22 protein-coding genes are annotated in these 25723 nt (G+C 48.2%); 14 read left to right on the top strand and 8 right to left on the bottom strand.

What is annotated here, in order from left to right; translation table 11 throughout:
- Nucleotides 1–114: 114 nt before the first annotated feature.
- Nucleotides 115–414 (top strand): cold shock domain-containing protein CspD, encoded by a 300-nt coding sequence (gene cspD, locus ACJJI3_RS04060; protein WP_413662225.1) that lies wholly within the window; start codon nucleotides 115–117, stop codon nucleotides 412–414.
- Nucleotides 415–518: 104 nt separating this feature from the next.
- Here the strand turns inward: cspD and icd are convergent, their stop codons facing one another.
- Nucleotides 519–1769: an NADP-dependent isocitrate dehydrogenase gene (gene icd / locus ACJJI3_RS04055; protein ID WP_020415259.1), complete on the bottom strand. Its 1251-nt coding sequence runs from the start codon at nucleotides 1767–1769 to the stop codon at nucleotides 519–521.
- A gap of 149 nt (nucleotides 1770–1918) precedes the next feature.
- On the opposite strand from icd, the gene ACJJI3_RS04050 reads away from it, so the two are divergent.
- The 6 genes from ACJJI3_RS04050 (at nucleotide 1919) to ACJJI3_RS04025 (ending at nucleotide 7506) form a co-directional block, all read left to right on the top strand.
- Nucleotides 1919–2521, top strand: a complete 603-nt coding sequence (locus tag ACJJI3_RS04050) for a pseudouridine synthase (RefSeq protein ID WP_444941580.1) — start codon at nucleotides 1919–1921, stop codon at nucleotides 2519–2521.
- A gap of 97 nt (nucleotides 2522–2618) precedes the next feature.
- Nucleotides 2619–3764, top strand: coding sequence for a tRNA 2-thiouridine(34) synthase MnmA (gene mnmA / locus ACJJI3_RS04045; RefSeq protein WP_444913223.1), 1146 nt, complete (start codon nucleotides 2619–2621; stop codon nucleotides 3762–3764).
- Nucleotides 3765–3770: 6 nt separating this feature from the next.
- The gene (gene hflD, locus ACJJI3_RS04040) at nucleotides 3771–4409 is read left to right on the top strand and encodes a high frequency lysogenization protein HflD (protein WP_413665869.1); all 639 of its coding nucleotides are present in this window, start codon (nucleotides 3771–3773) and stop codon (nucleotides 4407–4409) included.
- Between the two features lie 15 nt (nucleotides 4410–4424).
- Nucleotides 4425–5798, top strand: coding sequence for an adenylosuccinate lyase (gene purB / locus ACJJI3_RS04035; protein ID WP_444941579.1), 1374 nt, complete (start codon nucleotides 4425–4427; stop codon nucleotides 5796–5798).
- A 129-nt stretch (nucleotides 5799–5927) separates the two neighbouring features.
- Nucleotides 5928–7082, top strand: a complete 1155-nt coding sequence (locus ACJJI3_RS04030) for a JmjC domain-containing protein (protein WP_444941578.1) — start codon at nucleotides 5928–5930, stop codon at nucleotides 7080–7082.
- 1 nt (nucleotide 7083) lies between these two features.
- A complete protein-coding gene (locus ACJJI3_RS04025; protein ID WP_444941577.1) occupies nucleotides 7084–7506 on the top strand; it encodes a GNAT family N-acetyltransferase in 423 nt (140 codons plus the stop codon).
- A 49-nt stretch (nucleotides 7507–7555) separates the two neighbouring features.
- Here ACJJI3_RS04025 and ACJJI3_RS04020 read toward each other — a convergent pair whose 3' ends face one another.
- Nucleotides 7556–8161, bottom strand: a complete 606-nt coding sequence (locus ACJJI3_RS04020) for a TMEM175 family protein (protein WP_444941576.1) — start codon at nucleotides 8159–8161, stop codon at nucleotides 7556–7558.
- A 493-nt stretch (nucleotides 8162–8654) separates the two neighbouring features.
- Between ACJJI3_RS04020 and ACJJI3_RS04015 the strand changes: the two genes are divergently transcribed.
- Nucleotides 8655–9953, top strand: coding sequence for an MFS transporter (locus ACJJI3_RS04015; RefSeq protein WP_444942545.1), 1299 nt, complete (start codon nucleotides 8655–8657; stop codon nucleotides 9951–9953).
- Here the strand turns inward: ACJJI3_RS04015 and ACJJI3_RS04010 are convergent.
- Complete coding sequence (locus tag ACJJI3_RS04010) at nucleotides 9915–10502, bottom strand: flavodoxin family protein (RefSeq protein WP_444941575.1); 588 nt, start codon at nucleotides 10500–10502, stop codon at nucleotides 9915–9917. The genes ACJJI3_RS04015 and ACJJI3_RS04010 overlap by 39 nt on opposite strands.
- Nucleotides 10499–11344 (bottom strand): arylamine N-acetyltransferase family protein, encoded by an 846-nt coding sequence (locus ACJJI3_RS04005; RefSeq protein WP_444941574.1) that lies wholly within the window; start codon nucleotides 11342–11344, stop codon nucleotides 10499–10501. The genes ACJJI3_RS04010 and ACJJI3_RS04005 overlap by 4 nt, the downstream gene beginning before the upstream one ends.
- Before the next feature lie 192 nt (nucleotides 11345–11536).
- Between ACJJI3_RS04005 and ACJJI3_RS04000 the strand changes: the two genes are divergently transcribed.
- Entirely contained in the window at nucleotides 11537–12550 is a 1014-nt protein-coding gene (locus ACJJI3_RS04000; RefSeq protein WP_444941573.1) for a ribonuclease Z, read from the top strand.
- Nucleotides 12551–12835: 285 nt separating this feature from the next.
- On the opposite strand, the gene ACJJI3_RS03995 is transcribed toward ACJJI3_RS04000, so the two are convergent.
- Nucleotides 12836–13270 (bottom strand): helix-turn-helix domain-containing protein, encoded by a 435-nt coding sequence (locus tag ACJJI3_RS03995; RefSeq protein WP_444941572.1) that lies wholly within the window; start codon nucleotides 13268–13270, stop codon nucleotides 12836–12838.
- 962 nt (nucleotides 13271–14232) lie between these two features.
- Between ACJJI3_RS03995 and ACJJI3_RS03990 the strand changes: the two genes are divergently transcribed.
- Nucleotides 14233–15033, top strand: coding sequence for an IclR family transcriptional regulator (locus ACJJI3_RS03990; RefSeq protein ID WP_444908087.1), 801 nt, complete (start codon nucleotides 14233–14235; stop codon nucleotides 15031–15033).
- Nucleotides 15034–15068: 35 nt separating this feature from the next.
- On the opposite strand, the gene ACJJI3_RS03985 is transcribed toward ACJJI3_RS03990, so the two are convergent.
- From ACJJI3_RS03985 to ACJJI3_RS03975, 3 genes are all read right to left on the bottom strand, one after another.
- The gene (locus ACJJI3_RS03985; protein ID WP_444941571.1) at nucleotides 15069–16499 is read right to left on the bottom strand and encodes a coniferyl aldehyde dehydrogenase; all 1431 of its coding nucleotides are present in this window, start codon (nucleotides 16497–16499) and stop codon (nucleotides 15069–15071) included.
- 64 nt (nucleotides 16500–16563) lie between these two features.
- Entirely contained in the window at nucleotides 16564–17691 is a 1128-nt protein-coding gene (locus ACJJI3_RS03980) for an acyl-CoA dehydrogenase family protein (RefSeq protein WP_444894078.1), read from the bottom strand.
- 27 nt (nucleotides 17692–17718) lie between these two features.
- Nucleotides 17719–18918: an acyl-CoA dehydrogenase family protein gene (locus tag ACJJI3_RS03975; protein WP_444941570.1), complete on the bottom strand. Its 1200-nt coding sequence runs from the start codon at nucleotides 18916–18918 to the stop codon at nucleotides 17719–17721.
- A 468-nt stretch (nucleotides 18919–19386) separates the two neighbouring features.
- On the opposite strand from ACJJI3_RS03975, the gene ACJJI3_RS03970 reads away from it, so the two are divergent.
- From ACJJI3_RS03970 to ACJJI3_RS03955, 4 genes are all read left to right on the top strand, one after another.
- Complete coding sequence (locus ACJJI3_RS03970; RefSeq protein ID WP_444941569.1) at nucleotides 19387–21264, top strand: acyl-CoA synthetase; 1878 nt, start codon at nucleotides 19387–19389, stop codon at nucleotides 21262–21264.
- A gap of 55 nt (nucleotides 21265–21319) precedes the next feature.
- The gene (locus ACJJI3_RS03965) at nucleotides 21320–22522 is read left to right on the top strand and encodes a 3-oxoadipyl-CoA thiolase (protein ID WP_444941568.1); all 1203 of its coding nucleotides are present in this window, start codon (nucleotides 21320–21322) and stop codon (nucleotides 22520–22522) included.
- A 62-nt stretch (nucleotides 22523–22584) separates the two neighbouring features.
- Nucleotides 22585–24687 carry a 3-hydroxyacyl-CoA dehydrogenase NAD-binding domain-containing protein gene (locus ACJJI3_RS03960; RefSeq protein WP_444941567.1) on the top strand — a complete coding sequence of 701 codons (2103 nt, stop codon included), beginning with the start codon at nucleotides 22585–22587 and terminating at the stop codon, nucleotides 24685–24687.
- Nucleotides 24688–24769: 82 nt separating this feature from the next.
- Nucleotides 24770–25699, top strand: coding sequence for a DMT family transporter (locus tag ACJJI3_RS03955; RefSeq protein ID WP_444941566.1), 930 nt, complete (start codon nucleotides 24770–24772; stop codon nucleotides 25697–25699).
- Nucleotides 25700–25723 lie beyond the last annotated feature (24 nt).

The following is a 25723-nucleotide window of genomic DNA, read 5'->3' as shown; positions in this document are numbered from 1 at the left end:
CTACATCAAACGTTAGTCGCAGATAGGATCGCAGCCGACTAACCAGCAGGTCAAATAAATATAAAAACTCTGTAAGGTGGCCAGGGGCCACTCAGGCAATTAGAGGGAATCGTTATGCCTACCGGTACTGTAAAGTGGTTCAACAACGCTAAGGGATATGGGTTTATTCTTGCAGATGAGGGAGGGGAGGATCTGTTCGCGCACTATTCCGCAATTCAGATGGAAGGCTACCGAACCCTGAAGGCCGGCCAGCAAGTCACCTTCGATATTATTCGAGGAGACAAGGGCTACCACGCTGCAAATATCTCCGCATTGACCTCCGAAACCACTTCACCCAACACTTCGAGCAAAAGCGAATCTGATGCAGTACACACAGAAAAGTCGCGGGAGAAGGAAGCGGAAGCTGTCGGCTAAGCGAGTCCAGCAAACAGACAATAAAAAAGCCCTTCACCAATGTGAAGGGCTTTTTTCATGGGACTCGGGCCAACTTAAAGCCAGCCCAGCCTCACGGATGTAGCTTAAGCCATGTGCTTGATAACTTCGTCACCAAACGCAGAACAGGACTTCAGCTCAGCACCGTCCATCAGACGCTCGAAATCGTAGGTTACAGTTTTGGCTTCGATAGCACCTTCCATACCCTTGATTACCAGGTCAGCAGCTTCGTTCCAGCCCAGGTGACGCAGCATCATCTCAGCGGAAAGAATTAGGGAGCCCGGGTTAACCTTGTCCTGGCCAGCGTACTTAGGCGCAGTACCGTGGGTTGCTTCGAACAGGGCAACGTCGTCGGACAGGTTTGCGCCCGGAGCGATACCGATACCACCAACCTGTGCAGCCAGTGCGTCAGACAGGTAGTCGCCGTTCAGGTTCAGGGTAGCAATTACGTCGTACTCAGCCGGACGCAGCAGGATCTGCTGCAGCATAGCGTCAGCAATTACGTCCTTAACAACGATTTCCTTACCAGTCTTCGGGTTCTTGAAGCTGTGCCAGGGGCCGCCGTCCAGCGGCTGAGCGCCAAACTCGTCGCGAGCCAGCTCGTAACCCCAATCAGCGAAGGCACCTTCGGTGAACTTCATGATGTTACCTTTGTGTACCAGGGTTACAGAATCGCGATCCTGGTCCACAGCGTACTGGATGGCCTTGCGCACGAGACGCTTGGTACCTTCTGCAGAAACCGGCTTAACACCGATACCACAGTTCTCAGGGAAACGGATCTTCTTAACACCCATCTCGTCCTGCAGGAACTTGATAACTTTCTTAGCTTCGTCAGTGTCAGCTTTCCACTCGATACCAGCGTAGATATCTTCGGAGTTTTCACGGAAGATAACCATGTCTACCTTGTTCGGCTCTTTAACCGGAGAAGGTACACCGCTGAACCAGCGCACCGGGCGCTGACATACGTACAGATCCAGCTCCTGACGCAGGGCTACGTTCAGGGAACGGAAGCCGCCGCCTACTGGAGTGGTCAGGGGGCCTTTGATGCTAACAACGTAGTCTTTGATCGCTTCCAGAGTTTCAGCCGGGAACCAGTCGCCAGCGTAAGTCTCTGCCGCTTTCTCACCGCAGTAGATTTCCATCCACTCGATTTTCTTTTCGCCGCCGAAAGCTTTTTCTACAGACGCGTCGATCACCTTGCGCATTACCGGAGTGATATCCACACCGATGCCGTCACCCTCGATGAAAGGAATAACCGGGCGATTCGGAACATTCAGCGAACCGTCGGAATTGACTGTAACTTTTTCGCCGTCTGCCGGCACTTGGATATGACCCATATTGCGTAAACTCCCAAAATTCTATGACTTTTTAGGTCCAGCGTTGCTTGCACCGCTCCCCCGGGACCTTAGGGCGGGGATGAAAAACGGCGGGATTATAGCAGCCTCGGCTAATTTTTGTAGTTGGATTACAATACTCAATTTTTCTTATGGCAAAGATTATTCTCCTCAACAAGCCTTTTGGCGTATTAAGCCAATTTACAGATGATCAGGGTCGCGCCACTTTGGCTAACTTTATCCAGCACAAGGGATTCTATGCGGCGGGCCGTCTGGACTACGATTCTGAAGGATTACTACTACTGACTGATGATGGAGCGCTACAACATCAAATCAGTCACCCCAAGCGGAAAATGCCCAAAACCTATTGGGCCCAGGTGGAGGGTGAAATTACTGATGATGCCCTTTATATGCTCAGGCAAGGGGTCGACCTGAAGGATGGCCGAACCGCACCTGCCAAGGCCAAGCGCCTGCCTGATATGGAGCCCTGGCCCCGCACGCCGCCAATTCGCGAACGCAAATCGATCCCAACCAGCTGGCTGGAGCTGACTATCTCTGAGGGGCGGAATCGCCAGGTAAGGCGGATGACTGCGGCGGTAGGCTTCCCTACCCTGCGGCTAATCCGGGTGGCGATAGGCAGCTGGAAGCTCGACTCATTAAAGCCTGGCGAGTATCGAACGGAGGAGGTTTTTAGCGCTCCCAAGCCCCGAACAAAGCCGGCAAACAACCGCAATCGACCGCGCCGAAAGCGATAATCTATAACGGAAGATCAAAGCGGTCTTGGTCAAATGGGGCGTTCGCAGGTAAAATTCGCCCCCCTTTCATACCAGTGAAGTAGTGACTGTCCTTCTTATGCCTGATTCCACCCACAACAAACAGCCAAAGCGCGTCATCGTCGGTATGTCCGGCGGTGTGGATTCCTCTGTAGCCGCACACCTGCTGATCCAGCAGGGCTATCAAGTGGAAGGCCTGTTTATGAAAAACTGGGATGAAGACGACGGCACAGAATACTGCACCGCCAAGGCGGACCTGGCGGATGCCCAGGCAGTTTGTAAGAAGTTGGGCATCAAGTTGCACACCGCCAATTTTGCTGCCGAGTACTGGGATCACGTATTCGAGTACTTCCTGGCAGAGTATAAAGCCGGGCGCACTCCCAACCCGGACATCCTGTGTAACCGGGAAATCAAATTTAAGGTCTTTCTTGAGTACGCCGAAGTGCTGGGTGCCGATGCAATAGCCACCGGGCACTATACCCGTCGCCGCGATATCGATGGCCGCACCTATTTATTGAAGGGCCTCGACGGCAACAAAGACCAGAGCTACTTCCTGCACGCGGTGGGGGAAGCCGAATTTGCCCGCTCGCTCTTTCCTTTAGGAGAGTTGGAGAAGCCCGAGGTTCGCCGTATAGCTGAAGAAAACGGCTTTATCACCCACAACAAGAAAGACAGCACCGGCATCTGCTTTATCGGCGAGCGCCGCTTCAAGGATTTCCTCGAGCAGTACCTGCCCGCCCAGCCCGGCGATATGGAAACCCCAGAGGGTGAAGTCATGGGGCGCCACGCGGGCCTGATGTACCACACCATTGGCCAGCGCCAGGGGCTCGGTATTGGTGGCGTCAAAGGTGCAGGCGAACAGCCCTGGTATGTTGTCGGAAAAAACCTGGAGCGCAATGTATTGATTGTGGCCCAGGGTGCACACCACCCCCTGCTTTATGCAACGGGGCTGGAAGCAACACAAACCCACTGGATTAATGGCGCAGCACCGGACAAAACTTTCCGCTGCCAGGCCAAGACCCGCTATCGCCAACCAGATCAGGATTGCACCGTGCACCTGCAGGACAATGGCGATTTGGTTGTAGAGTTCGACGAGCCACAACGCGCAATCACACCGGGACAATCTCTGGTACTGTACGATGGAGAAACCTGTCTAGGTGGTGCGGTGATCGAGAAAGCCACGGGAGTTGGCGCCGCAGTACCGGAAAAATACAAGAAAGATTAAGGAGTAATTTTGAATAACTGGCGGGATCAGGCACTGGCACTGGCAGGAATATTCCAATCCGCAACACTGGTGGAGCGCCTGGCCAAAACAGGCTCTGCACCGCAGGAACAGCTGGAAACCGGGGTATATAGCCTCTTCCAACTAAACCCTGATCGCACTGAAGATATATTCGCCGGTGCAGACAAGCTGCTGCCCGGCTTAAAAGTATCGCAGCAAATACTAAAGACCCGGCAACACCCGGAATATACCGACGGTCTGCGCTACGCCCTCTCGGTGATCTACCTGCAGCGACAACTCAGTAAGAATAATGACCTGCTATCAATCATTGGCAGCCGATTGGATAAGGCCAAGACTCAAGCAGAGCACTTCGAGCTGACTCACGAGAATGTATTTTCCAACCTCGCCAGCATCTACAGCGATACGCTAGGTACCTTCCGCTTCCGGATTCAAGTACTGGGTGACTTCAATTACCTGCAACAGCAGCGTATCGCCAATCAAATTCGCTCCATGCTATTTGCCGGCATCCGCTCGGCAACTCTATGGCGACAGCTGGGTGGGCGTCGCCTGCACCTTCTGTTCCAGCGCAAAAAGCTTTTGAATGCGACCAACGAATTGATCGCACATATCGAATCTATAGAACACTAATCCCGGAGATTTACTATGACAGTTGAGCTTTCCGCCCTCACAGCGGTATCCCCTATTGATGGTCGCTACGAGAGCAAGACTGCCCCCCTGCGTGAAATTTTCAGTGAATACGGCCTGATCCGCGCCCGCGTTGAAGTGGAAGTACGCTGGCTGCAAAAACTTTCCGCACATAAAGAGATCGCCGAAGTTGAGCAGTTCGACGAAGCTGCCAACAAGCTGCTCGACAGCATTGTGGCCGACTTCTCCCTGGAAGATGCGGAGCGCATCAAGGAAATCGAGCGCACCACCAACCACGATGTAAAAGCGGTTGAATACTTCCTCAAGGATAAAATCAGCAGCAATGCCCAGCTGGCGAAAGTGAGTGAATTCGTACACTTTGCCTGCACCTCTGAGGACATCAATAACCTGTCCCACGCCCTGATGCTTCGCGCCGGCCGCGACAACGTCATGTTGCCTGCGATGGAAGCCCTGATTGACGCTATCGCAGGCCTGGCCCAGGAGTTTGCCGACGTCCCCATGCTGTCCCGTACTCACGGCCAGACTGCCAGCCCGTCTACTGTTGGTAAAGAACTTGCCAACGTGGCCGCGCGCCTGCGCCGCCAGGTAGCCCTGATTAAAGCGGTACCGTTGCTGGGTAAAATTAACGGTGCGGTAGGTAATTACAACGCTCACCTGTCTGCCTATCCCAATATTGATTGGGAGCAAAATGCTGAAGAATTCATTTCTTCTCTGGGCCTTAGCTGGAACCCCTACACCACCCAGATCGAGCCCCACGACTACATTGCTGAGCTGTTCGACGCTGTTGCCCGCTTTAACACCATCCTGATCGATTTTGACCGCGATGTATGGGGCTACATCTCCCTGGGTTACTTCAAGCAAAAAGTCGTAGCCGGTGAAGTTGGCTCCTCCACCATGCCGCACAAAGTTAACCCCATTGACTTCGAAAACTCCGAAGGCAACCTGGGTATCGCCAACGCCGTATTCCAGCACCTGGCCGCCAAACTTCCAGTATCCCGCTGGCAGCGCGACCTGACAGACTCCACCGTGCTGCGCAATATGGGGGTGGGTGCGGGCTACTCCGCCATTGCCTATGCCGCCACCATGAAAGGCCTGGGCAAACTGGAAATCAACCGCGAGCGCCTGGCGGAAGACCTGGATAATTCATGGGAAGTATTGGCAGAGCCGATCCAAACGGTTATGCGTCGCTACAACATTGAAGAGCCTTACGAAAAACTGAAGGCCCTTACCCGTGGCCAGGGCATCACCCGTGAAACCCTGAAAGTATTTATCGAAAACCTGGAGATTCCCGCAGAAGCCAAGAGCGATCTGCTGGAAATGACTCCGGCATCCTATATCGGTAATGCCGTGGAACAGGCTCGCAAAATTTAACCGAGCCCAGCTACCAGCCGCACCCAGTGCGGCTGGTCATCTTTTAAAAAATACTAAAGTACGCTGGATAGTTTCCGAACCTCAGAATATCCAGATACAAACCCCAGCCTTCTGACAGTGAGAGTTACCGTGGCCAGCCCCCTTACCCATCTTGGCGACATGCCCATCGAAGTTTTTATGCGTGACTACTGGCAACAGAAACCCCTGCTGATACGCAATGCTTTCGCCAACTTTGAATCACCCATCTCGGGTGAAGAGCTCGCTGGTATGGCCCTGGAGGAAGCGGTCGAGTCTCGCTTGGTATTGGAAAATGGTGAAAGCGGCCCCTGGGAGCTGCGCACCGGTCCATTCACTGAAGAGGATTTTCTCTCCCTCCCTAAAACCCACTGGACCCTGCTGGTACAAGCTGTCGATCAGTGGATGTCAGAAATTGCTGAACTAAAAGATTTCTTCCGCTTTATCCCCGACTGGCGGCTGGATGATGTGATGATCAGTTACGCCGCCGATAAGGGCAGCGTTGGCCCCCACTACGATCACTACGATGTGTTTCTTCTCCAGGCCGAAGGCAAGCGTTTGTGGCAACAAGGCCCCAAGGTGGATGAAAGCAATCCCCGCCTGGAAGGAACGCGCCTCAATATCCTGAAAGAATTCGAAGCAGAAAACAGCTGGGTACTAGAGCCCGGCGATATGCTTTACTTGCCGCCCCAATACAGCCATTGGGGAATAGCCGAAGGTGGGTGCACCACGATCTCTATTGGTTTCCGCGCGCCTTCCGCCGCGGCGATCCTCGAAGATCTCGCCGCTGAAATCGCTATGGATTTGCCGGACAGCCAGCGTTACACCGATGCCGGTGCTGAAGTGGCGAAAAACCCAGCGGAAATTGACCCCGCCTCTGTTGCCCGCCTGCAACAACAACTCGGCGAATGGCTGCAGCAGCCGGAGAAAATCGCCCAGTGGTTTGGTGCGGTTATGACCGAAGCAAAATACCCGGATACTGTCGCCCTGGATGCTGACGATGCTGCAGACTGGCGCGAACAAATGCCCCAGGGGGCACAACTGGTTTTAAATCCCGCTTCCCGCACCGCCTTTTGCCGCGAGCCAGCCACTTTGTTTGTTGATGGTGAAGCCTTCCCCTGCCCCCCGGCATTTGCCGAGCAGTTTGCTGAATCCCATGAAATATCCTGGGATGATATCGAAGCCTTCCCAGAAATAGCCGAAGATAGTGGCCTTCTCGATCAGCTGGTTGCACAGGGCACCTTGATCTACCCTCCTGAGGATTTCTGAAATGCCAATAGCTATACGCCTAGCGGATTGGGATACTGACCGGGGCGCAATTCGTTCAATACGCGAGGCCGTTTTTGTACAGGAACAGCAGGTACCTACGGACTTGGAATGGGATGATCAAGAGGAGACATCCCAGCACTTCCTCGTCTTCCGCGAAACAATCCCAGTTGCCACCGGGCGCCTCACCCAAGGCGGAAAAATTGGTCGTATGGCTGTACAGAAATCTTCACGCGGATGCGGCATCGGGGCCCAGCTATTGCAGGCCATCTGTGAGCGGGCGAAGGAACAAAACTTTCAGCAAGTCCATTTACATGCACAGCAACATGCTGAGGGATTTTACTTGCAGGCTGGGTTTGAGGTGGAAGGCGACGTGTTTTACGAAGCGGGAATTCCCCATATCAAAATGGTGCGCGGCCTGATTTGACCATTTTGAGGCCTGCCACCAGCAACCATATGGCAGGCCCAGCCCCATCTCAACTCTCTACTGGGGCATAGCGCTTCTCGACAAAGTGAGCCAAAGGCGCTATCCCCAACACATATACTATCCAGAGCCCAAGCCCCCAATAGGGATTGAGAAGGGTCAACAAGCACGCCAGGATACTGGTACACAACATCACCATGCTGACCACTAGTACACGGTGCGCGGATACGTTCGTTCGGTTCGCAGCGACACACCACATACCCGCAATTGCTATAGCGGCCACCGCATAGCTGGCTGACAATAAGACTACTGACCAAACCTGGTCTGGATACTCCCCCATCAAACTTGCTGGAAAGGGAATAAACGCCACCGCCCCCAATAGCAAAAAGTTAAAACTGGTAAAGGCAACCGATTTAAATTGATGGTCCGACATCAGATGATTGTGGGTAAGCCACAGCCGACAGAGAATCGCAAAGCTCAGGATCCAGGAAAAAAAATGGGGCAACTGCTGAAGAATATTGCTGTGGAAATCCTCGCCCGGCTTTATATCCTCCAGATCAGGAATCTGGATATTAAAAACCAACAGCGTCATAGCAATGGCAAAAACGCCATCACTGACGGCATTAATACGGCTAGCCAAGAAAGACTTTCGACGCATGGGCCACCATCGATTGCCAAGGTTGCATACTCATTAAAGCCCAGTCCCGAAGCAGGATCTCACCTCTAGTTTCAAGATGCCAACAGCGTTCACACCACTCACATCCCTTCCACCTGATAACGAGTCACGGAATGTTTCTATTGGGGAGATGAAATCATATGATAACGACTTTGTAAGTGTATTCTTTTAAATAAAGGGTCTATTGAAGCTCCTCAATACGGCACCGCCTAGCAAATAGCATTCAACTTCAACAGCCGTTGGCGATACTTTGATCAAACCTAGCTGCCCGATCGATTTCCATCCTGCTTACTATCAACTACTTGTGTTCGGGCTACGGCTCCTAATTGCTCTAAGATCTATCTAATGCGACTTGTTTCATATCCATTTAAAACCCTAGCGCTTTATCCCTATTGGTCGCTGCAATCATAAGCAGGAGCTGAGGAGTGAAGCCCAAGGCCGAGACGTGGCAATAGACACCGATAAAGAAAAGCCTATGGGGCAGAAACACTTCCGCTACGCGTCTTGGACAGTTGCAGTCATATTTTTCAGCGCCAGCGTAACCAACTCAATCCTATTTGCCCTACTATCACCTAGCCTCACTCAAGAACTCAATCTCAACCATCAAAGCTTAGGGATGCTGGGAGGATATTACTTTGTCGCCTATTCTATTGGTCAACTGACACTTGGCTCACTATTGGGCCCTATAAGTCCACGGTATTTACTGAGTATCTCAGCCGCCCTCGCCGCTAGCGGCTGTGTAATTTTTGCCAGCAGTCATTCTTTCGGAACAGCCCTTACAGGACAGCTCTTAGTCGCACTTGGATTATCCAGTAGCTTCTTGGGAGTTATCCATATTATCGGCCGGGATTTACCTAAAAAGTTTTCACTGATGGCCGCTGTTAGCCAAGGACTAGCTAATTTCGCAGCAGCCTCACTCTCGTTACTTATCGGTTTGTTCGATACCGAAGTCTCATTCCGGGGGCCCTACTTCATCGCAGCGCTATTTTTTATTTGCCTTGCTGTGCTGCTATTTATTTTTATTGGCAGCAATCAAAACTCTTCCCATGAACTCTCCGTAAAAAAAGCTACTCAATTTGACAAGCTAAATTCATGCTTCAAATCAAGAGCTTTTTGGCTAGCTCTCACCTTCTACTCCTGCCTTTTTGGCGTAGTTATCGCCTATTCTGATTTATGGAATATACAGTTCCAAGTTGATTTTTTTCGTGAAACATCCAGGGAAAGTGCCCTACTCAATGCGATGATTTCAACGGGCATCATTATCGGCAGCTTTATTGTCGGTGCTTGGTCTCATTACCGGGGAGATTATGTAATTCCAGCGAGAACTTTTAGTTTCCTCTCAATTATTGCTGTCACAGCTTTACTGAGTATTCACTTGTCGGACTCCTGGACTTTGGCGGCAAATTTTCTCTTAGGGTTTGGCCTCAGCAGCTCAATTCTATCTCTCTCGATAGTGCAATCTGAACTTCCTGAAAAGGCGCACGCCATTGCCTCTGCCCTTATTGTAACTGGGGGCTTTGTCTTAGGAGGGGTAATTCAAACCCTCATAGGGCTCTCACTTGATCAAGATATAGAGTTCGCTTATATCCGCTCCCTCAGCGATTTATTAGCCAGACTTTTTGACTTTGCTCCACAACCAACACAGAAATTCTACAATTACCAAGCGGGATTTCAGCTAATCGGGATTGTCGCCATCGTAGGCTGCATCAGCAGCCTACTTTTGAATAGCAAAAAGCTAGTCAAGAAACGAGGTCCTAAAATCGGAAGTTCGTAGTGCTAAGCCTGCGATTCGACGGCCTAAATGTACGGCTGTAAGTCGGTCCAACTCATGAATTTCACCAGCTCCCTCAGCGACAGCTACCAAGCCCGACTGACAACCACCCCGGTTTCTACCCAGGGAATCTTGGCTCGGTAGAATATCCAGGGGAACCCACAACATGCCCATTTGTGCAGCAAAGACCTGTAGAGTCCTGATGGTACCTAGCTGATCACCACTAAAATTACTACCAACAGTAAATCCTGCAGCTAACTTATCCAGCCAGCACCGATCTCCATAGCGCTCACTTGCTGCATCCATAAATGCTTTGAATTGAGCGGAGACAGTACCCATAAAGGTCGGCGAACCCATTACTATGGCTTCACATTGATCCAACTGAGCTAATAATGACTGATCTTCATAACGTCCGTGAAGAATGCTCTCTCCCTGAATCTCAAGGGCAACACCAATACACTTCTCTAGCGTGTTAACCCCCTCCACCACGGACTCCGCAAGAACTTTACTGCAACCAGATACAGAATGGTAAACAACACCCACCCTCTTCATATGACGCGCTCCGCTATGCCGTCTGACTCAAATATCCGGCCTAACTTTTGATCAATTTCTCTGCCAAACGGCACTTCTATCCCAAAGATATCCAGTAAAGTAGCCCGAAGCTCATCAACATCCGCTAACATGACAACACTCTTGGAGCCTAAAAGTGGTTGATAGCTTAACTGTCTATTGAAAAGTGTATGCCGCCCCTCTGGGAAAGACCGAGCAACAATCAAGTGCTCTACAAACCTGGATTTAGGGTGCGTTGAACAATACCAACTACCAATTTTATAATCGCCATGAGTTTTAGGTTTCAAGTCAAAGCTGTACATAGGTTGCCAACCACTATCGGTTGTAACCTCTAACAGGTACTCATCATCTATTAAAGTAAAGCGGTAAACACCGTGCGGTGTGCTCTGACGATCACTGGAGTCTAAATTGAGTGGTGCAGTCAAAGTGTTACTTCCAAATCCCGCATCTATCAGGAAGCGTGTACCCTCAAGCTCCACCATCAGAATCATATGCGACTGAGCGGGTTGATGCCCTATCGGCATTTGCCACAGTATCCGTGCGGCGAGGTTCGTAACTTTAAAACCGATTTGCCCTAACACTGCCCCTAATAAGGCATTTTGCTCGTAACAATAACCTCCACGTTTTTGTTGTACCAACTTGGCCTCAATAGATTCCAACTCAATATCCACGGGGCTTCCCAAAAATGAAGTGACGTTCTCGAATGGAATCGTACGGACGTGCTGGGTCAACAACTGCTGTAGACACTGCAAGTTAGCACCCGGGGCTCCATCAAAATTAATACGGTCTAAATATTGCTGCAAGTTAATACCAGGGGTACCCATCTCGATTGTCTCCTCAAAACCCGGCCTCATAAACAATAGACGGGAGCTTAATACCTAAACCTAACTTGAGGTCAATAGCTTTTTTTCATCTTCTACACTGCTTATCAATCAGAAGTTAATCACAGCCAAAGCTCAGGAAGACCCCTAGCCACCGTAATCTTCAATATTGCTAAACAATCAGGTAGCGACTAAGTGGAAATACTGTTTTTGGGGACATCATCAGGCACTCCGACCAAGCAGAGGAATGTTTCTGGTATTGGGCTATTAGAAAGCCTGGGAAAGAACTGGTATTTGATCGACTGTGGGGAAGGTACCCAGCAGCAGATTCTACATACAAACTTATCACTAAATAGGCTAAGTGCAATCTTTATCACCCATAAGCATGGCGATCACTGCTACGGACTCCCTGGTCTACTTGGTAGCTCAGGAATGCAACGAAGGACAAGACCACTGACACTTGTTGCTCCTAGGGCCGTCTATGATTGGCTTCTATCAACTCAAACAATCACAGAACTCTATTTTCCATTTGAACTCAACTTCATTCCTGTTGAAGATTTACCCCAAATAGAAATGGGACAGTTCACCATAACCACTATACAACTTTCCCACAGGGTCCCCTCTTATGCGTACAGTTTTACGGAAAGATATGTTGAGGTTATATTAGATACACAAAGTTTACTTGCCACCGGTATCCCTAAAGGACCGCAATGGGGAAAGATAAAGAACGGTATCGATGTCGTTCATCACGGTAAAATATACACTGCAACGGACTTTATTCTAAAGCCGAGGCCTCCACGTAATATTATAATTTGTGGAGACAATGATAACCCTGAGCTTTTAAAAGATACCTGTGCCAACTGCAATGTCTTAGTGCATGAATCGACTTATGCAAAAGATTTGGCTCAGAAAGCGGGGCATGTAGGGCACAGCTATTCCACCCAAATAGCCTCTTTTGCCGAGAGCCTTTCAATTCCCAACCTGGTTCTCACACATTTCAGCACACGCTACCAAAAAGATAGCAAGGCGAGCTGCTCAATTGATACTATCAAAAAGGAAGCGCAGTTGATTTATAAGGGACAACTATATTTAGCTGAGGATTTTATGCATCTTTTATTGGAGAAATCTGGAAAACTCCTCCATATACAAAAAACCAGCGCTAAAGGCTATGCGGCAACTACACGTGGATATTTACCCCCTAACCTTTAAGGTATTATGTATACAAAGTCTAACTTTTCTACCCAGTAAAAATAAAAAGCTACATTTAACACTTCTTTTTAGTCATCACTTTTCCAGCCATTAGAGATTCTATATTTCAAAGCCCGAGCAATCACACTTGCGCAGCGTACCCACTCAATTTTAAATCGGGATATAAGACAGCTACAGAGTACAGCAGACTATGCCCTATATTTTGCTTATTATATATCTACTAGTGACTCATTATCCAACAGTATAAAAATATAACCCGAACAGTTGTCAAAAAATCACCTCCATTCACCAAAAAAGTTCCGAAAATTTGAACCCTGCTCGCTGAATTCCATTCCATAGGACTAAAGATATTGAACCCAGATAAACTGCAGAAATGAATAGCGTAAATATGCTAATTTGATATGGAGATAGCTCTGATCTACTAAAATAGATGGATACCAAACTACAAAGATGGACAATAGTTAAAATACACATCGCCAACTTGTAAACAGCCATTTTATTTTTATCACTAGGTTCTGGATTAGCTATTAATAACTTTTCTCTAGGTAATTCCAGTGCAGAACTAAGTGCGCTTAATGACTCTCGTGAGCAGGCTCCAACTTTTTCAATCCTTTGTATAGTTCTCAAGCTGACGCCACAGATATCAGCCAGTTGCTGCTGTGTCCAATTATTGCTCTCACGAGCTTTTTTAATTAGTGCAATGTTTACGTTCATATCCATCTTTCTTTCCCATACATTAGAAGTTTCCATCTAAAGTACTTAGAAAGCTCCCTTAACTCTACGAAACCTTTACGACATCATATGACACAACAGCGTAAACGTCTAAAATTTAGCCGATAACGGGATGCCCGACTTGCAGAACATGGTACAAAGTTAGCAATTTCGAATAGCTGCAACGATAATAGTCATCTCACATTCACCTGTGATACACAATTATTTGCGTTCCAATCAATATACTCTTTTGAGATCAAAAAATTATAAATTATATGAATAAATAAATGCTTGTAAGCCTCAAACAACAAGCGTATATGAGCCACCTATTCATTCCATATAGAACAACCTATATACCTTGCCCTGCGCTCGATTTGTGACTCCATGCATACGGCTTAATATATTAACTAAATTAGACTGTTATTCCTTATAAAAACACTTACTGTAACTCTAAGTACACAGGATGTGTACCATTTACAATTAATACCATAGGTTTGAATTAGCAGCTATGTGAAAGTAAATGTTAGGGACCACTTCAAACTAATAACGACTTTATGAAACTCTCTCTAGGGAACATCTTACTTTCACCTTAGACCTCGCACCTGAATAGCCTGCCGCATCTCACTATCAAGAGTTATTTTTTATACGCCAGTAAGATCGAATACCCAACCTGACATCCATTTATAAATAGCCGTTCAAGCTCTTTTAAAAATTCATATCAAGTGTTGATCGCAATGCTACAAATTACATTTACGCTCAAACATTTACCTTTACTATAAATCGTTATTTCATAGAGGTAATTTAAGCTTCACATACCCTAACCATAAAGAGCACCCACTGTTTAATATACTCCTGATTAGTATTTTTCGAAGTCAGACAGGAGCAAAATTAACATATAAACCTTAGGGTGTTCACTTTAGCTCTGGATACAAAACTTATATACTTATTAGCAACAAAGTAGGACAAAGCCAATGGTTTCCCTAAGTGACCTTCCAAGAAAAAAAGATACCGAACCAGATCGAAAATTTATTGAGGCTTTAGCTCGCGGGTTGGATGTGCTCCGAGCTTTTCAACCTGGCGATGGCTTTCTGGGTAATTTGGAGATCGCCCAGCGCACTGGCCTGCCCCGCTCCAGTGTTTCCAGACTGACTTATACCCTGACCAAATTAGGCTATCTTACCTACTCTGATCGAATGGAGAAATATCAGCTGGGTAGTGGCGTCCTGGCTCTTGGTTATGCTTTTGTCTCAAATCTCACAGTCAGACAGGTAGCCAAGCCTTTGATGCAGGATCTGGCTAATTCTACCGGTACCGCTGTTGGTCTCTCTGATCGGGACCGGCTGGATATGATTTTTGTCGAGTTCTGCGCTCCAGCAAATGTCACAACTTTTCGCCATGAAATCGGTAATCGCGTACCCATAGCTTCCAGCGGCTCCGGGCGAGCTTTTTTGGCAGCACTCCCTCAAGAAGAACGGGAATATTTTTATGGCTACCTGGAGAAAAAAGCTGGTGATCAATGGCCAACGATCAAAGCCGGTATTGAAGAAGCGGTCAACAGCTACCAGCAGCGCGGCTTCTGCTGCTCTTTTGGCGAGTGGAATCGCGATGTCAACGGTATCGCAGTACCTCTCTCTTTAAGCCAAGGTCATATTTACACTTTTAATGCTGGCGGACCTGCTTTTAGACTTAACCCGGAATACTTAGAAAATGAAGTAGCTCCTCTGTTGAAAAACCTGGTAGGCAATATCGAAGCTATGTTAATCCGATATTAGTCGACTCAAACTCCAGATCTTCTCAACCAGTACAGCTACAGCTTGAAACGCAGTAGAAAGTTGAAAATTTTGTCAAATCTTTGGCCGTAAGGTGGTCGTAAAGGCACCGCCGCTGACTTTTTGGCTTGTGTAAAGATCGGTCGTAATTTTGAGAATTCCAAAAAACCCTCATAAGCGTGATATTGCCCCATGCCACTCGCCCCAATACCACCAAAGGGCAAGTCTGCCTGGGAGACATGCATCGCGCAGTCATTGATACAAACACCTCCAGACATTGTGCTTTTGATAATCTTTTCCTGAACATCTCCGCTAGAACTGAAAATATATAATGCTAAAGGCCTATCTTTACTATTTATGTAATCTATCGTATCAGACAGATTCCTATACGTAAGAATAGGTAAAATAGGGCCAAATATCTCCTCGCGTAGCAGACTCATGTCTTCTGTCGGGTTTAACACTAAGGTGGGAGCAATTTTTTGCAAACCCTTATTGTTTTCAACATCTAATAACGGCAGAACTGTAGCCCCTTTCTCCAGAGCATCCGTTAGACAAGTATTCAGCCTATTAAACGCCTTTTCATCAACAATCGAAGTATAATCTTCTGAATTTAAAGATGGATACCATTTGGGTACAAGTCTCTTAGCCAATTCCAAGAATCCTGAAAGTTTTTCTTCAGGAATCAATAAATAATCTGGAGCTACACAAGTTTGGCCAGCATTGAAGAATTTTGAGCTCAAAATACGTTCCGCAGCAATATTTTCATCAAAGTCTCCACATATTATGGCTGGAGACTTACCTCCCAGTTCTAGTGTCACAGGAGTTAGGTGATCCGCAGCTCTCCGCATTACCACTTTTCCTACTTTGCCAGATCCAGTAAAAATCATGTGATCATATGCCTGGGCTGTAAACTCCGTAGCGCTCACTCCAGGAAGAATAGCTATCAGATCCTCTGAAAAGAATCTATTAAATAACTGATGTAATAATGTAGAAAGGGCACGCGAGTTAGCAGCCATCTTGATCATACAGCGATTTCCTGCGGATATCGCACTCACCAAGGGCCCAACAGATAGAAGTAGTGGGTAATTCCAGGGGGTAACAATAGCAACCACCCCTTTTGGTTGAGGTAATACGCGATTTTTTACTCCTCGAAGTAGCAAAGGCACATGACGCTTCTGAATTTTCATCCACCTTTTTAAGCGCTTACGAGTGTAACGAATCTCCTCGATGCACCCATAGATCTCTGCAATTTTAGTTTCCTGGATGGCACGATTACCAAAATCCTCGCTTATTGCCTTTGCTATGGATTTCTGGTTTTCCAGGATTAATTGCTCTAATTTTTTTAAACTTTCCAGACGCTCCTGAAGACTCGGGTAGGGGTTCCTATTAAATGCATCCTTTTGAAGTTTAAAAACACTCTCTACTTTACCTATGCTCACAGATCTGGTGTGCTCGACAACTTTTTCCATGTGTGTGCCCTCGCAAAGTGGCAAGTAGAGAGTGAGTTTGGCCGTATAGTCAGTACTTTATGATTTACAGCTTGGCAAATCGTAAAGTGTGGTAATCAGTACTGCCAAATAGGTACTGAGTTGTTGTTAGACGCTTAAAGTAGTGACTTACATCTAACTCCTCAGTAACCCCTATACCGCCATGTAATTGTATCGCCTCTTGGCCGATAAACCGCGCAGCTTTACCAATACGGCTTTTTGCAGCGGATATCGCCTTAGGCGCAACTCCGTTATTGCTATCAAGCTGTAGCGCAGCCATCAACAATATTGAGCGCGCTTGCTCATACTCAGTAAACATATCCACCATGCGGTGCTGTAGTGCCTGGAACTTGCCAATAGGAACACCAAACTGCTCCCGCGTCTTAGTGTACTCAACTGTCTTCTTATAGATCCTTTCCATAGCTCCAACAGCTTCTGCACACAATGCCAACGTCGCTCTATCAACAGCCTTTTCTATAGCTCCTAAAGCCGCCCCCTCTTCCCCTATCAGATTAGCTATGGGTACTTTCACGTTATTGAATTTAATTTCGGCGGCACGGTGTGCATCCACAGTGGCATATCCATGCCGCTGAAGCCCTTCTGTATTAGGATCGACAAGTAGTAAGGTGATCCCCTCACGATCTCGCTGTGCTCCGCTCGTCCGCACAGCAACTAAGAATTTATCTGCTACGTCACCATTTAGAACGACAGCTTTATGTCCATTCAGAAGGTAATTGTCTCCATCCTTTACCGCAGTCATGGCTATATCAGTAAGGTTATAGCGACTCTGTGACTCAGTAAAAGCGAATGCCAATTGCAATTGGCCTTCCATTAACATTCCCAGGAGTTCTCGCTTTTGCACCTCACTAGCGCAGTCAGCGATAAGACCACCACTGAGAACAACACTGGCCAGGAAAGGCTCAACCACTAAACCTCGGCCGAACTCCTCCATAACCACCATCAAGTCTACGGCGGAGCCTCCTAGGCCTCCATCATCCTTTCCAAACGGCACCATTAACCAGCCGAGTTCCGCAAATAGCTTCCAATTTTCCTTACTGAAGCCAATATCGTTACTCACTATTTTACAACGACGGTCAAAGTCATAATCCTGCTGGATAAACTTGCTCACACTGCTTTGCAGCATCCGCTGCTCTTCGCTGTAGGAAAAATCCATCGCTCAAGTCCTCTTTAGATGCTGCACTTACAGGCCAAGTACCCATTTACTGATAATATTTTTCTGGATCTCATTACTTCCGCCATAAATTGAGGATTTACGGTTATTTAAGTAACGAGGCACACTGCTGGCAATAACACCGGGGCCCACCCATTCTCCGTCAAACCCGCTCCTAAACTGCTCTCTCACAAACGGCATTCCGTAGTAACCCGCCATCTCCATATACAGTTCATCGATAAGTTGAGCGACTTCGGTTCCTTTGATTTTAAGGATGGAAGATTCCGCTCCTGGGGCACCACCTGTACTTACCGCCGCAAGCGTGCGTAGTTCAGTAAACTCCAGGGCCAAGAGATCAATTTCAACTTCGGCCAGTTTTTGGGCAAAAGCCGGGTTCTCAAGTAGACTATTTTCTCCATCGCAGGTCTCTTTGGCTAAATCCTTTAACGTTTGTAAGCGTTTCTTGGATTTTGCCACCCGCGCAATACCGGTGCGTTCATGGGTTAGCAAAACCTTGGCGTAAGTCCACCCTTGCCCCTCCTCGCCAATACGGTTTTCTACCGGCACCCTCACATTATTGAAATGGACTTCATTTACTTCATGGTGACCACCCAAGGTCATAATTGGCGAAACCGTAATACCCGGGTGTTTCATATCAATTAGCAAGAAGCTGATAGCAGCCTGGTTCTTTACTTGAGGCCCACCAGTACGAACCAAACAAAATATCCAGTCTGCAAAGTGACCCAAGGTATTCCAGGTCTTGGTGCCGTTGACAATATACTCATCGCCATCACGGACAGCTGTTGTTTTTAAGGAAGCTAAATCTGAGCCAGCATTTGGTTCTGAATACCCCTGACACCACCAGACATTACTTGCCAGGATGTCAGGCAGAAATCGTTGCTTTTGTTCTTCACTACCGTAGGTAAAGATCACTGGAGCAACCATTTTTAAGCCGAAAGGAATCAACTCTGGTACACCATAGTTAGCACATTCGTCTGCCCAAATATGTTTCTGAGTAGGTGTCCAACCGGTACCTCCATATTCAACCGGCCAATTCGTAGCTGCCCACCCTTGCTCATAGAGTATTTTTTGCCAGCGAACAAAATCCTCTTTCTCCAGGGGGATTTCCTTCAGGGTTTTCTCTCTAATATCTTCAGGAAGTTTCTCTTGGAGAAACTGCTGGACCTCCTGCTGAAAAGCTAACTCTTCGGGAGAAAAATCTATATTCATTCGCCTGCTCCTTTATTAGTCGGCGCATTGAACAGCAGTTCCTACAAACTGCTTCTATCACAATCTTGCGCAGCAAAAATACGCAATCTTTTGAAAGATCCCCGGTACAGGCGGAACTAGTGTTTAACAGGTTCACCTCGACAAGTTACTTAATTGCCTTTGAATCGATCCCAACGATTTAAATTATTGGCGCAAAATGCCTTTATCGAAATAAAAACCCGAGCATTTCTAGCGCCAACCAACTCCAGATAGACACACAAATCAACCGCTTGAAAAATAAAACAGGAAAAACCTCAACAACATGGCGCCTTTTTATTTTTTATAAGTTTTTTTACGCCATTTTCCATTAAAAAATGCATTAGGCACTTCTTAATAGGTAAAACACTAACACCTTATTCCGCAGAGTGGAATGCTGTATTCACTTTTGCTATGGTCGTCACCATAATAACCAAAGTGAGAGAAGCTCCCATGTCGATCACGCCCATTCAATCCTCCGATACAATGTTGCAGTCACTTGCTGAAATTCAGGAGTATGAAAAAGTCCCCCTTTCGCAGCGATACCCCTGGGAAAGCACTTTTGATTTAATCCGGCAATCTGCCCGCCTCTACCAACATGACTCGGCCATCGAATTCCTGCCAACGGCCGCACCTGACGAAGACACGGTTAAAGTAAGTTTCTTCGAGTTATCCCAGCGAGTGCACCAGACTGCCAATCTTCTTCACTCCATCGGTGTTGAGCCGACCGATACAGTGACTTTACTACTACCCAATTTACCAGAAACCCATTTTGCACTTTGGGGAGGCCAGGCAGCAGGTATTACCAGCCCTATTAATCCGTTGCTGGAACCCGAACATATAATCGAAATTATGAATACCACCAGGGCTAAAGTCCTGGTCACTCTTGGCCAAGATCTTAGCGAGGAAATATGGGATAAAGTAACGCAAATTCTCGAGCAAGTTCCCACATTAAAAACTCTGTTACTAATCAGTAAAAAGCCAATTAGCAATACACCAGTTCCAGCGGGTATTCACGCAGATAATTTTGTCTCGGCTATATCCCAACAGCCGGACGATCATCTAAAGAGTGAACGTTATATCCAGGGGAGTGAAACCGCTAGTTATTTCCACACCGGGGGCACTACTGGAAGACCTAAAATAGCCCGCTTAACTCACAGCAATATTGCCTTCGTCGCTCAATTAAGTGCTGATACGTCATCCAGTAAAGGGCGCTTCGCTACCCTAAGCGGACTTCCGCTGTTTCATATTTTCGGTACGGTTGTTGCGGGTATTGGCACTCTATTGGCCGGACGCACAATTGTTATCATGACACCCTCTGGTTTTCGCTCACCCAATGTCCTGCCAAATTGGTGGCATCATGTTGCGCGTTTTCAGGTGAAGGGCTTTGCCGCCGTCCCCACCATCCTCGGTGTATTGATGCAAATTCCAGTGGGTGACAATGACATCAGCTGTCTGACAGACATTGGCTGTGGAGCCTCCACCCTGCCAACGGGGTTGAAGAATGCCTTTGAGGAGAAGTTCAACGTCCTTGTCAGTAATGGCTATGGCATGACAGAGTCCAGCTGCCTTTTAGCTCGCCCTCCTACCGATATGCAAGCCCCTGAAGGCAGCGTCGGCCGGCGATTGCCTTATATGGAAATGAAAATTGCCGAAGTAGACGGTACCCGACTGGTTAGAACCTGCAATACAGGAGAGGTGGGCATAGTACTCGCGCGCGGGCCACATATTTTTTCTGGCTACTTATCAGAAGAGGATAATGCTAAAGCCTGGGTCGATAAGTCCTGGTTTAATACCGGCGATATGGGATATCTCGATGGAGATGGTAACCTGTTCTTAACCGGGCGGGCCAAGGATTTAATTATTCGCGGCGGCCACAATATAGATCCGGCTCTGATCGAAGAACCATTATCCCGTCACCCTGCCGTTGCTATTGCCGTTGCAGTGGGTCAACCAGATGCTTATGCCGGAGAAGTTCCAGTAGCTTACGTTACCCTGTTTCCATCCACTAACCCGCCCACAGAAGAACAACTCATTGACTATTGCCGTAGCCAAATTTCTGAGCGTGCAGCCATTCCTAAACGCGTGGAAATTATTGATGAGATTCCACTCACTGCTGTAGCCAAAGTATTCAAACCAGCTCTGCGCAATCGCGCTACCGAATATGTCGTAGGCCAGGCATTAGAGGAAAAAAGTATTACCGCTAAGTTTTCCGCCCACTTCGATGCATCCCTTGGCCAGGTAGCAAAAGTTCAACTTGAACAAGCCTCCAGCAAAGCCGCTGTAGAGGAAGCCCTGGAAAATTTACCCGTGGCTTTGGAGTTTGAATAAAAGAAATTACCGCATGACTCAATGCACTTAGAACTCCAATATCGGAAATTTCACTATGTCACATGCCTATATTTATGACGGCGGCCGCAGTGTTTTTGGCCGCCACGGGGGCAGCCTTTCCAGTATCCGGCCCGACAACCTGCTTGCCCATGTCATCAGGACCCTGACTGAAAGAAACAATTTTAACCCTCAACATTTTGAGGACGTTATTGCGGGCAATACTAATCAGGCGGGAGAAGACAGTCGCAACGTTGCCCGATTTTCAGGCCTGCTAGCAGGATTGCCCATATCCACAGGCGGCATAACGGTAAATCGCCTTTGTGGTTCCGGCTTGTCCGCTATAGCAGATGCCGCTCGCTGCATTCGCGCTTCAGAAGGAGAGCTATTTATCGCAGGAGGTGTCGAATCAATGAGTCGCGCCCCCCTGGTTCTCTCCAAAGCCAACAGTGCTTTTGATCGAAATCAGGTATTGGCAGATACGACCCTAGGCCCCCGCTTCACCAACCCAGACATTGTTGCTGAGTATGGAAGCCACAGCATGCCTCAGACCGCAGACAATATTGCATCAGACCTGAATATTTGCCGGGAAGAGTGCGATACATTTGCATTGGTATCACAAACTAAATACGAGTCGGCACGTACCGATGGCTTCTTTGTCGATGAAATTATTCCCATCGAAGTACCCCAAGGCCGCAAGAAGCCAGCGCGTCTTATCGATACGGATGAACATCCCCGTCCCAATGCAACATTGGAGCGACTTCAAGCCCTACCCGCGCTTTTCGAAGATGGAGTGGTTACTGCCGGCAACGCTTCCGGCATCAACGATGGCGCGGCGGCACTCATTATTGGTAGCGCCGAAGCCGGCCAAGCAGCAGATCTAAAGCCTAGGGCACGTATTCTCGCCAGCGCCATTGCAGGAGTAGAGCCGCGGGTAATGGGGTTGGGCCCGGTACCGGCTACCCGTAAAGCCCTTGCCCGGGCAGGCTTGGAGCTTGGGGATATGGATGTAATGGAGTTCAACGAAGCTTTTGCGGTACAGGCTATGGGCTGCCTCAAAATGCTCGAAATTGATTATGCAGACCCACGGGTGAACCCCAATGGTGGTGCCATCGCTGTTGGCCACCCCTTGGGGGCCAGTGGTGCCCGTATTTTGCTAACAGCGTTGCGTCAACTGGAACGTACCGGCGGGCGCTATGCACTGGCCACCATGTGTATAGGGATTGGCCAGGGCATCGCTGTAATCATAGAACGCATATAAACCTGATTAGATGTAAATAAAACCGAGACCGAACAGTTGTCACTTAAGATCTGGAGATAGCAATGTCTAGTGTAAGTTATGAACTCATTGGCGATATCGGTGTAATTCGATTGAACAACCCTCCTGTGAACGCCCTCTCTCACGGCTTGCGTGAAGGCATTTGGGGAGCGATTAAGAACGCTCAAGGCGATGCATCTAAAGCCCTGGTGCTAGTGTGTGAAGGCCGAACTTTTATCGCTGGTGCGGACATTACGGAATTTGGCAAGCCACCACAGGCGCCCGCCCTATCAGAAGTGATTGAGGAAATAGAAAACTCCTGTAAACCAGTGATCGCCGCCATTCACGGCACGGCACTCGGCGGTGGATTCGAAGTGGCTCTAGCCTGCCATTACCGCTGTGCAATAGCATCGGCCAAAGTGGGGCTGCCAGAAGTCAAACTGGGATTACTGCCAGGGGCCGGTGGCACCCAGCGCACCCCACGCTTGGCTGGTGTTGCCGCTGCACTGGAATTAATCACAAAAGGCAGTCCAATACCGGCCTCTAAAGCCAAAAGTATGAAGTTAATAGACCGGGTTATCGATGATGACTTGTTAGAGGGAGCCCTAGCCTTTACCCGTGAATTGATAACAAATGAAGCTCCTCTACGCCGAGTCAGAGACATCGCAATAGATCCTGACAGCATTCCTGAGGGGTTATTTGATGATTTCCGCAAGCGCCTTGAAAAGAGATCACGAGGTCAGCTTGCACCGCAACATATTGTTACCTGTATAGAGGCCGCAGTTCACCAGCCTTTTGATCAAGGACTTGCTAAAGAGCTCGACCTGTTTATCGAATGCCTGCTCTCCAGCCAATCGGCCGCCCTCAGGCATTTATTTTTTGCCGAGCGCACTGCAAGCAAAGTCACAGGCTTACCAAAAGACCTACCCACCAGGGAGATAAAGAGCGTGGGCATTATCGGTGGAGGCACTATGGGCGGAGGCATCGCCATGAACTTTGCCAATGTCGGTATTCCAGTCAAGCTGGTAGAAGTCGATCAAACTGCGATAAATCGAGGGCTAGCAGTGATCGACAAGAATTACACCATCAGCATGCAGAAAGGGAAACTCACAGAAGGTCAAAAAACTCATTGTCTCTCGTTGATTTCCGGCACAACTGACTACGCAGACCTAGCTGACGTAGACCTGGTCATTGAGGCCGTATTTGAAAATATGGAGCTCAAACAGGAAATTTTTGCCAAATTGGATCGCTCCTGCAAACCCGGTACCATCCTTGCAACCAACACTTCTTACCAAAATATTGATCAAATCGCAGCTGCAACTAACAGGCCTCAAGACGTTATAGGGATGCATTTTTTCAGCCCTGCCAATGTAATGAAACTACTCGAGGTGGTTCGCGGCTCGCAAAGTGCTGACGATGTAATTGCCACTGCCATGCAACTCGCTAAAACGATCAAGAAAGCTCCCGTACTAGCGAGAAACTGTTACGGCTTTATTGGCAATCGAATGTTGCGCCCCTATGGCAGAGAGTCGCAGCTGTGTTTAATCGAGGGCTCAACCCCGGAGCAGATTGATTCGGTTATGCAGTCTTGGGGGATGGCTATGGGCCCTATAGCCGTTGGAGATCTAGCGGGACTGGATATCGGCTACAAGGCGCGCCAGGGCCTGAGCGAATCAGAAAGAGGAGAGCCAAAAACTTACTGTATTGCAGATGCCCTGGTTGAAATGGGCCGCCTGGGCCAGAAAAGTGGAGCCGGCTACTATCGCTACGATCCCGAAACTCGCGCTCGCAGCAGCGACCCAGAAGTGCTGGAAGTCATTGAGGCCCAAGCTAAAAGCCAAGGGGTAGTAAGGCGGGAAATTTCCGACGAGGAGATTCTAAACCGCCTAACTTTCGCGCTGATTAATGAAGGAGCCAAAATCCTGGAGGAAGGCATAGCCCAACGTCCGAGTGATATAGACGTTGTATATGTTTACGGTTATGGCTTTCCGCCCCATCGTGGAGGACCTATGCACTATGCCGACAGTATCGGCTTGAAGGAAATCTACGAAAAAATATGTACTTTCCGCCAGCAGCATGGAGGTACCTACTGGACTCCAGCCCCTTTACTGGAACGGCTAGCCCAAGAGGGAAAAACATTTGCGCAATGGGCTGATGGCAAAATCTAAGCTTGTAAACTATAGGGGAAGTCAGTATGACTACTGGCTTCCCACTTTACCCGCTGCGGCCAAATAAAGAAGTTGTGTCACCATGAGTAGGCCTGATGCCTTAGTCGAAGTACAATCTCCACCAAGTCAGCCACTCCGTACGGATATCCAAAACTGGAAGGGCATTGGTTTTGCATTGGCTACCGCGCTGGTAGCAGGTACAGCGGCTGCAGCCAGCAAATGGGTGTCTACCGCTGTACCCGTGCCATTAATTACGCTCAGCCAATATAGTATCTGCCTGATACTGCTAACCCCATGGCTAGTGCGACAAACGCCTCGACACCTTACCACCCAACACTGGAGAACCCACCTAATACGCGGTTTTGCAGGGTGGTTATGCTTTTTCACATATTTTTCTGCCCTAAGCAAAATTTCACTAATGGAAGCAGGGTTATTGCGTAATGCAGCTCCCATTTTTGTTCCCCTTATTGCCTGGCTTTGGTCTCGAGCACAGATCCCCATAGCCCACTGGCTACCAATCTTACTGGGCTTACTGGGGATCACCTTGATTCTTCAACCCAACGTGGACGGTATTAGTAGCGGCCATGCCCTCGGCCTGATTTCTGGGCTTACCCTGGCTGCCTCTATGGTCGGAACACGAATTTTGTCCCATACCGACCGGCCCAGCCTTATATTGTTTTACTACGTATTAATCTCGTTTGCGTGCAGCCTGCCCCTGGGTATCTATTATTGGGAACCAGTACCTTTATGGACACTCCCCTATCTTATTTTCAACGGTGTGTCTGTACTCTTGGCTATCTGGCTGTACACCAAAGCATATAGCTATGCAAAACCCAGCGTGGTGTCACCAATCAGTTACTTTGGTGTGGTTATTGCCGGACTTCTAGGTTGGCTCATTTGGCAGCACTTACCTAACACTATTGCACTGATGGGGACGCTGATCGTTATCAGTGCAGGATTGCTCACAGTCTACCTTTCAACTCAGAAAACAGATTGTAGCGACCCATCATAAACTTACTTTCTAAGGTGAAATTGG

This window comes from Microbulbifer maximicatervae (SeqCode) (assembly GCF_052466985.1).
The sequence above is the reverse complement of the archived record's forward strand: the minus strand, read 5'-3'. Positions and strand labels throughout refer to the sequence as shown.

What these genes read in the sequence shown, in the direction of transcription:
- cspD (WP_413662225.1), top strand. Translation starts at nt 115, where the DNA reads ATGCCTACCGGTACTGTAAAGTGGTTCAACAACGCTAAGGGATATGGG.
- icd (WP_020415259.1), bottom strand. Translation starts at nt 1,769, where the DNA reads ATGGGTCATATCCAAGTGCCGGCAGACGGCGAAAAAGTTACAGTCAAT.
- ACJJI3_RS04050 (WP_444941580.1), top strand. Translation starts at nt 1,919, where the DNA reads ATGGCAAAGATTATTCTCCTCAACAAGCCTTTTGGCGTATTAAGCCAA.
- mnmA (WP_444913223.1), top strand. Translation starts at nt 2,619, where the DNA reads ATGCCTGATTCCACCCACAACAAACAGCCAAAGCGCGTCATCGTCGGT.
- purB (WP_444941579.1), top strand. Translation starts at nt 4,425, where the DNA reads ATGACAGTTGAGCTTTCCGCCCTCACAGCGGTATCCCCTATTGATGGT.
- ACJJI3_RS04025 (WP_444941577.1), top strand. Translation starts at nt 7,084, where the DNA reads ATGCCAATAGCTATACGCCTAGCGGATTGGGATACTGACCGGGGCGCA.
- ACJJI3_RS04020 (WP_444941576.1), bottom strand. Translation starts at nt 8,161, where the DNA reads ATGCGTCGAAAGTCTTTCTTGGCTAGCCGTATTAATGCCGTCAGTGAT.
- ACJJI3_RS04015 (WP_444942545.1), top strand. Translation starts at nt 8,655, where the DNA reads ATGGGGCAGAAACACTTCCGCTACGCGTCTTGGACAGTTGCAGTCATA.
- ACJJI3_RS04010 (WP_444941575.1), bottom strand. Translation starts at nt 10,502, where the DNA reads ATGAAGAGGGTGGGTGTTGTTTACCATTCTGTATCTGGTTGCAGTAAA.
- ACJJI3_RS04005 (WP_444941574.1), bottom strand. Translation starts at nt 11,344, where the DNA reads ATGGGTACCCCTGGTATTAACTTGCAGCAATATTTAGACCGTATTAAT.
- ACJJI3_RS03995 (WP_444941572.1), bottom strand. Translation starts at nt 13,270, where the DNA reads ATGGATATGAACGTAAACATTGCACTAATTAAAAAAGCTCGTGAGAGC.
- ACJJI3_RS03990 (WP_444908087.1), top strand. Translation starts at nt 14,233, where the DNA reads ATGGTTTCCCTAAGTGACCTTCCAAGAAAAAAAGATACCGAACCAGAT.
- ACJJI3_RS03985 (WP_444941571.1), bottom strand. Translation starts at nt 16,499, where the DNA reads ATGGAAAAAGTTGTCGAGCACACCAGATCTGTGAGCATAGGTAAAGTA.
- ACJJI3_RS03980 (WP_444894078.1), bottom strand. Translation starts at nt 17,691, where the DNA reads ATGGATTTTTCCTACAGCGAAGAGCAGCGGATGCTGCAAAGCAGTGTG.
- ACJJI3_RS03975 (WP_444941570.1), bottom strand. Translation starts at nt 18,918, where the DNA reads ATGAATATAGATTTTTCTCCCGAAGAGTTAGCTTTTCAGCAGGAGGTC.
- ACJJI3_RS03970 (WP_444941569.1), top strand. Translation starts at nt 19,387, where the DNA reads ATGTCGATCACGCCCATTCAATCCTCCGATACAATGTTGCAGTCACTT.
- ACJJI3_RS03965 (WP_444941568.1), top strand. Translation starts at nt 21,320, where the DNA reads ATGTCACATGCCTATATTTATGACGGCGGCCGCAGTGTTTTTGGCCGC.
- ACJJI3_RS03960 (WP_444941567.1), top strand. Translation starts at nt 22,585, where the DNA reads ATGTCTAGTGTAAGTTATGAACTCATTGGCGATATCGGTGTAATTCGA.
- ACJJI3_RS03955 (WP_444941566.1), top strand. Translation starts at nt 24,770, where the DNA reads ATGAGTAGGCCTGATGCCTTAGTCGAAGTACAATCTCCACCAAGTCAG.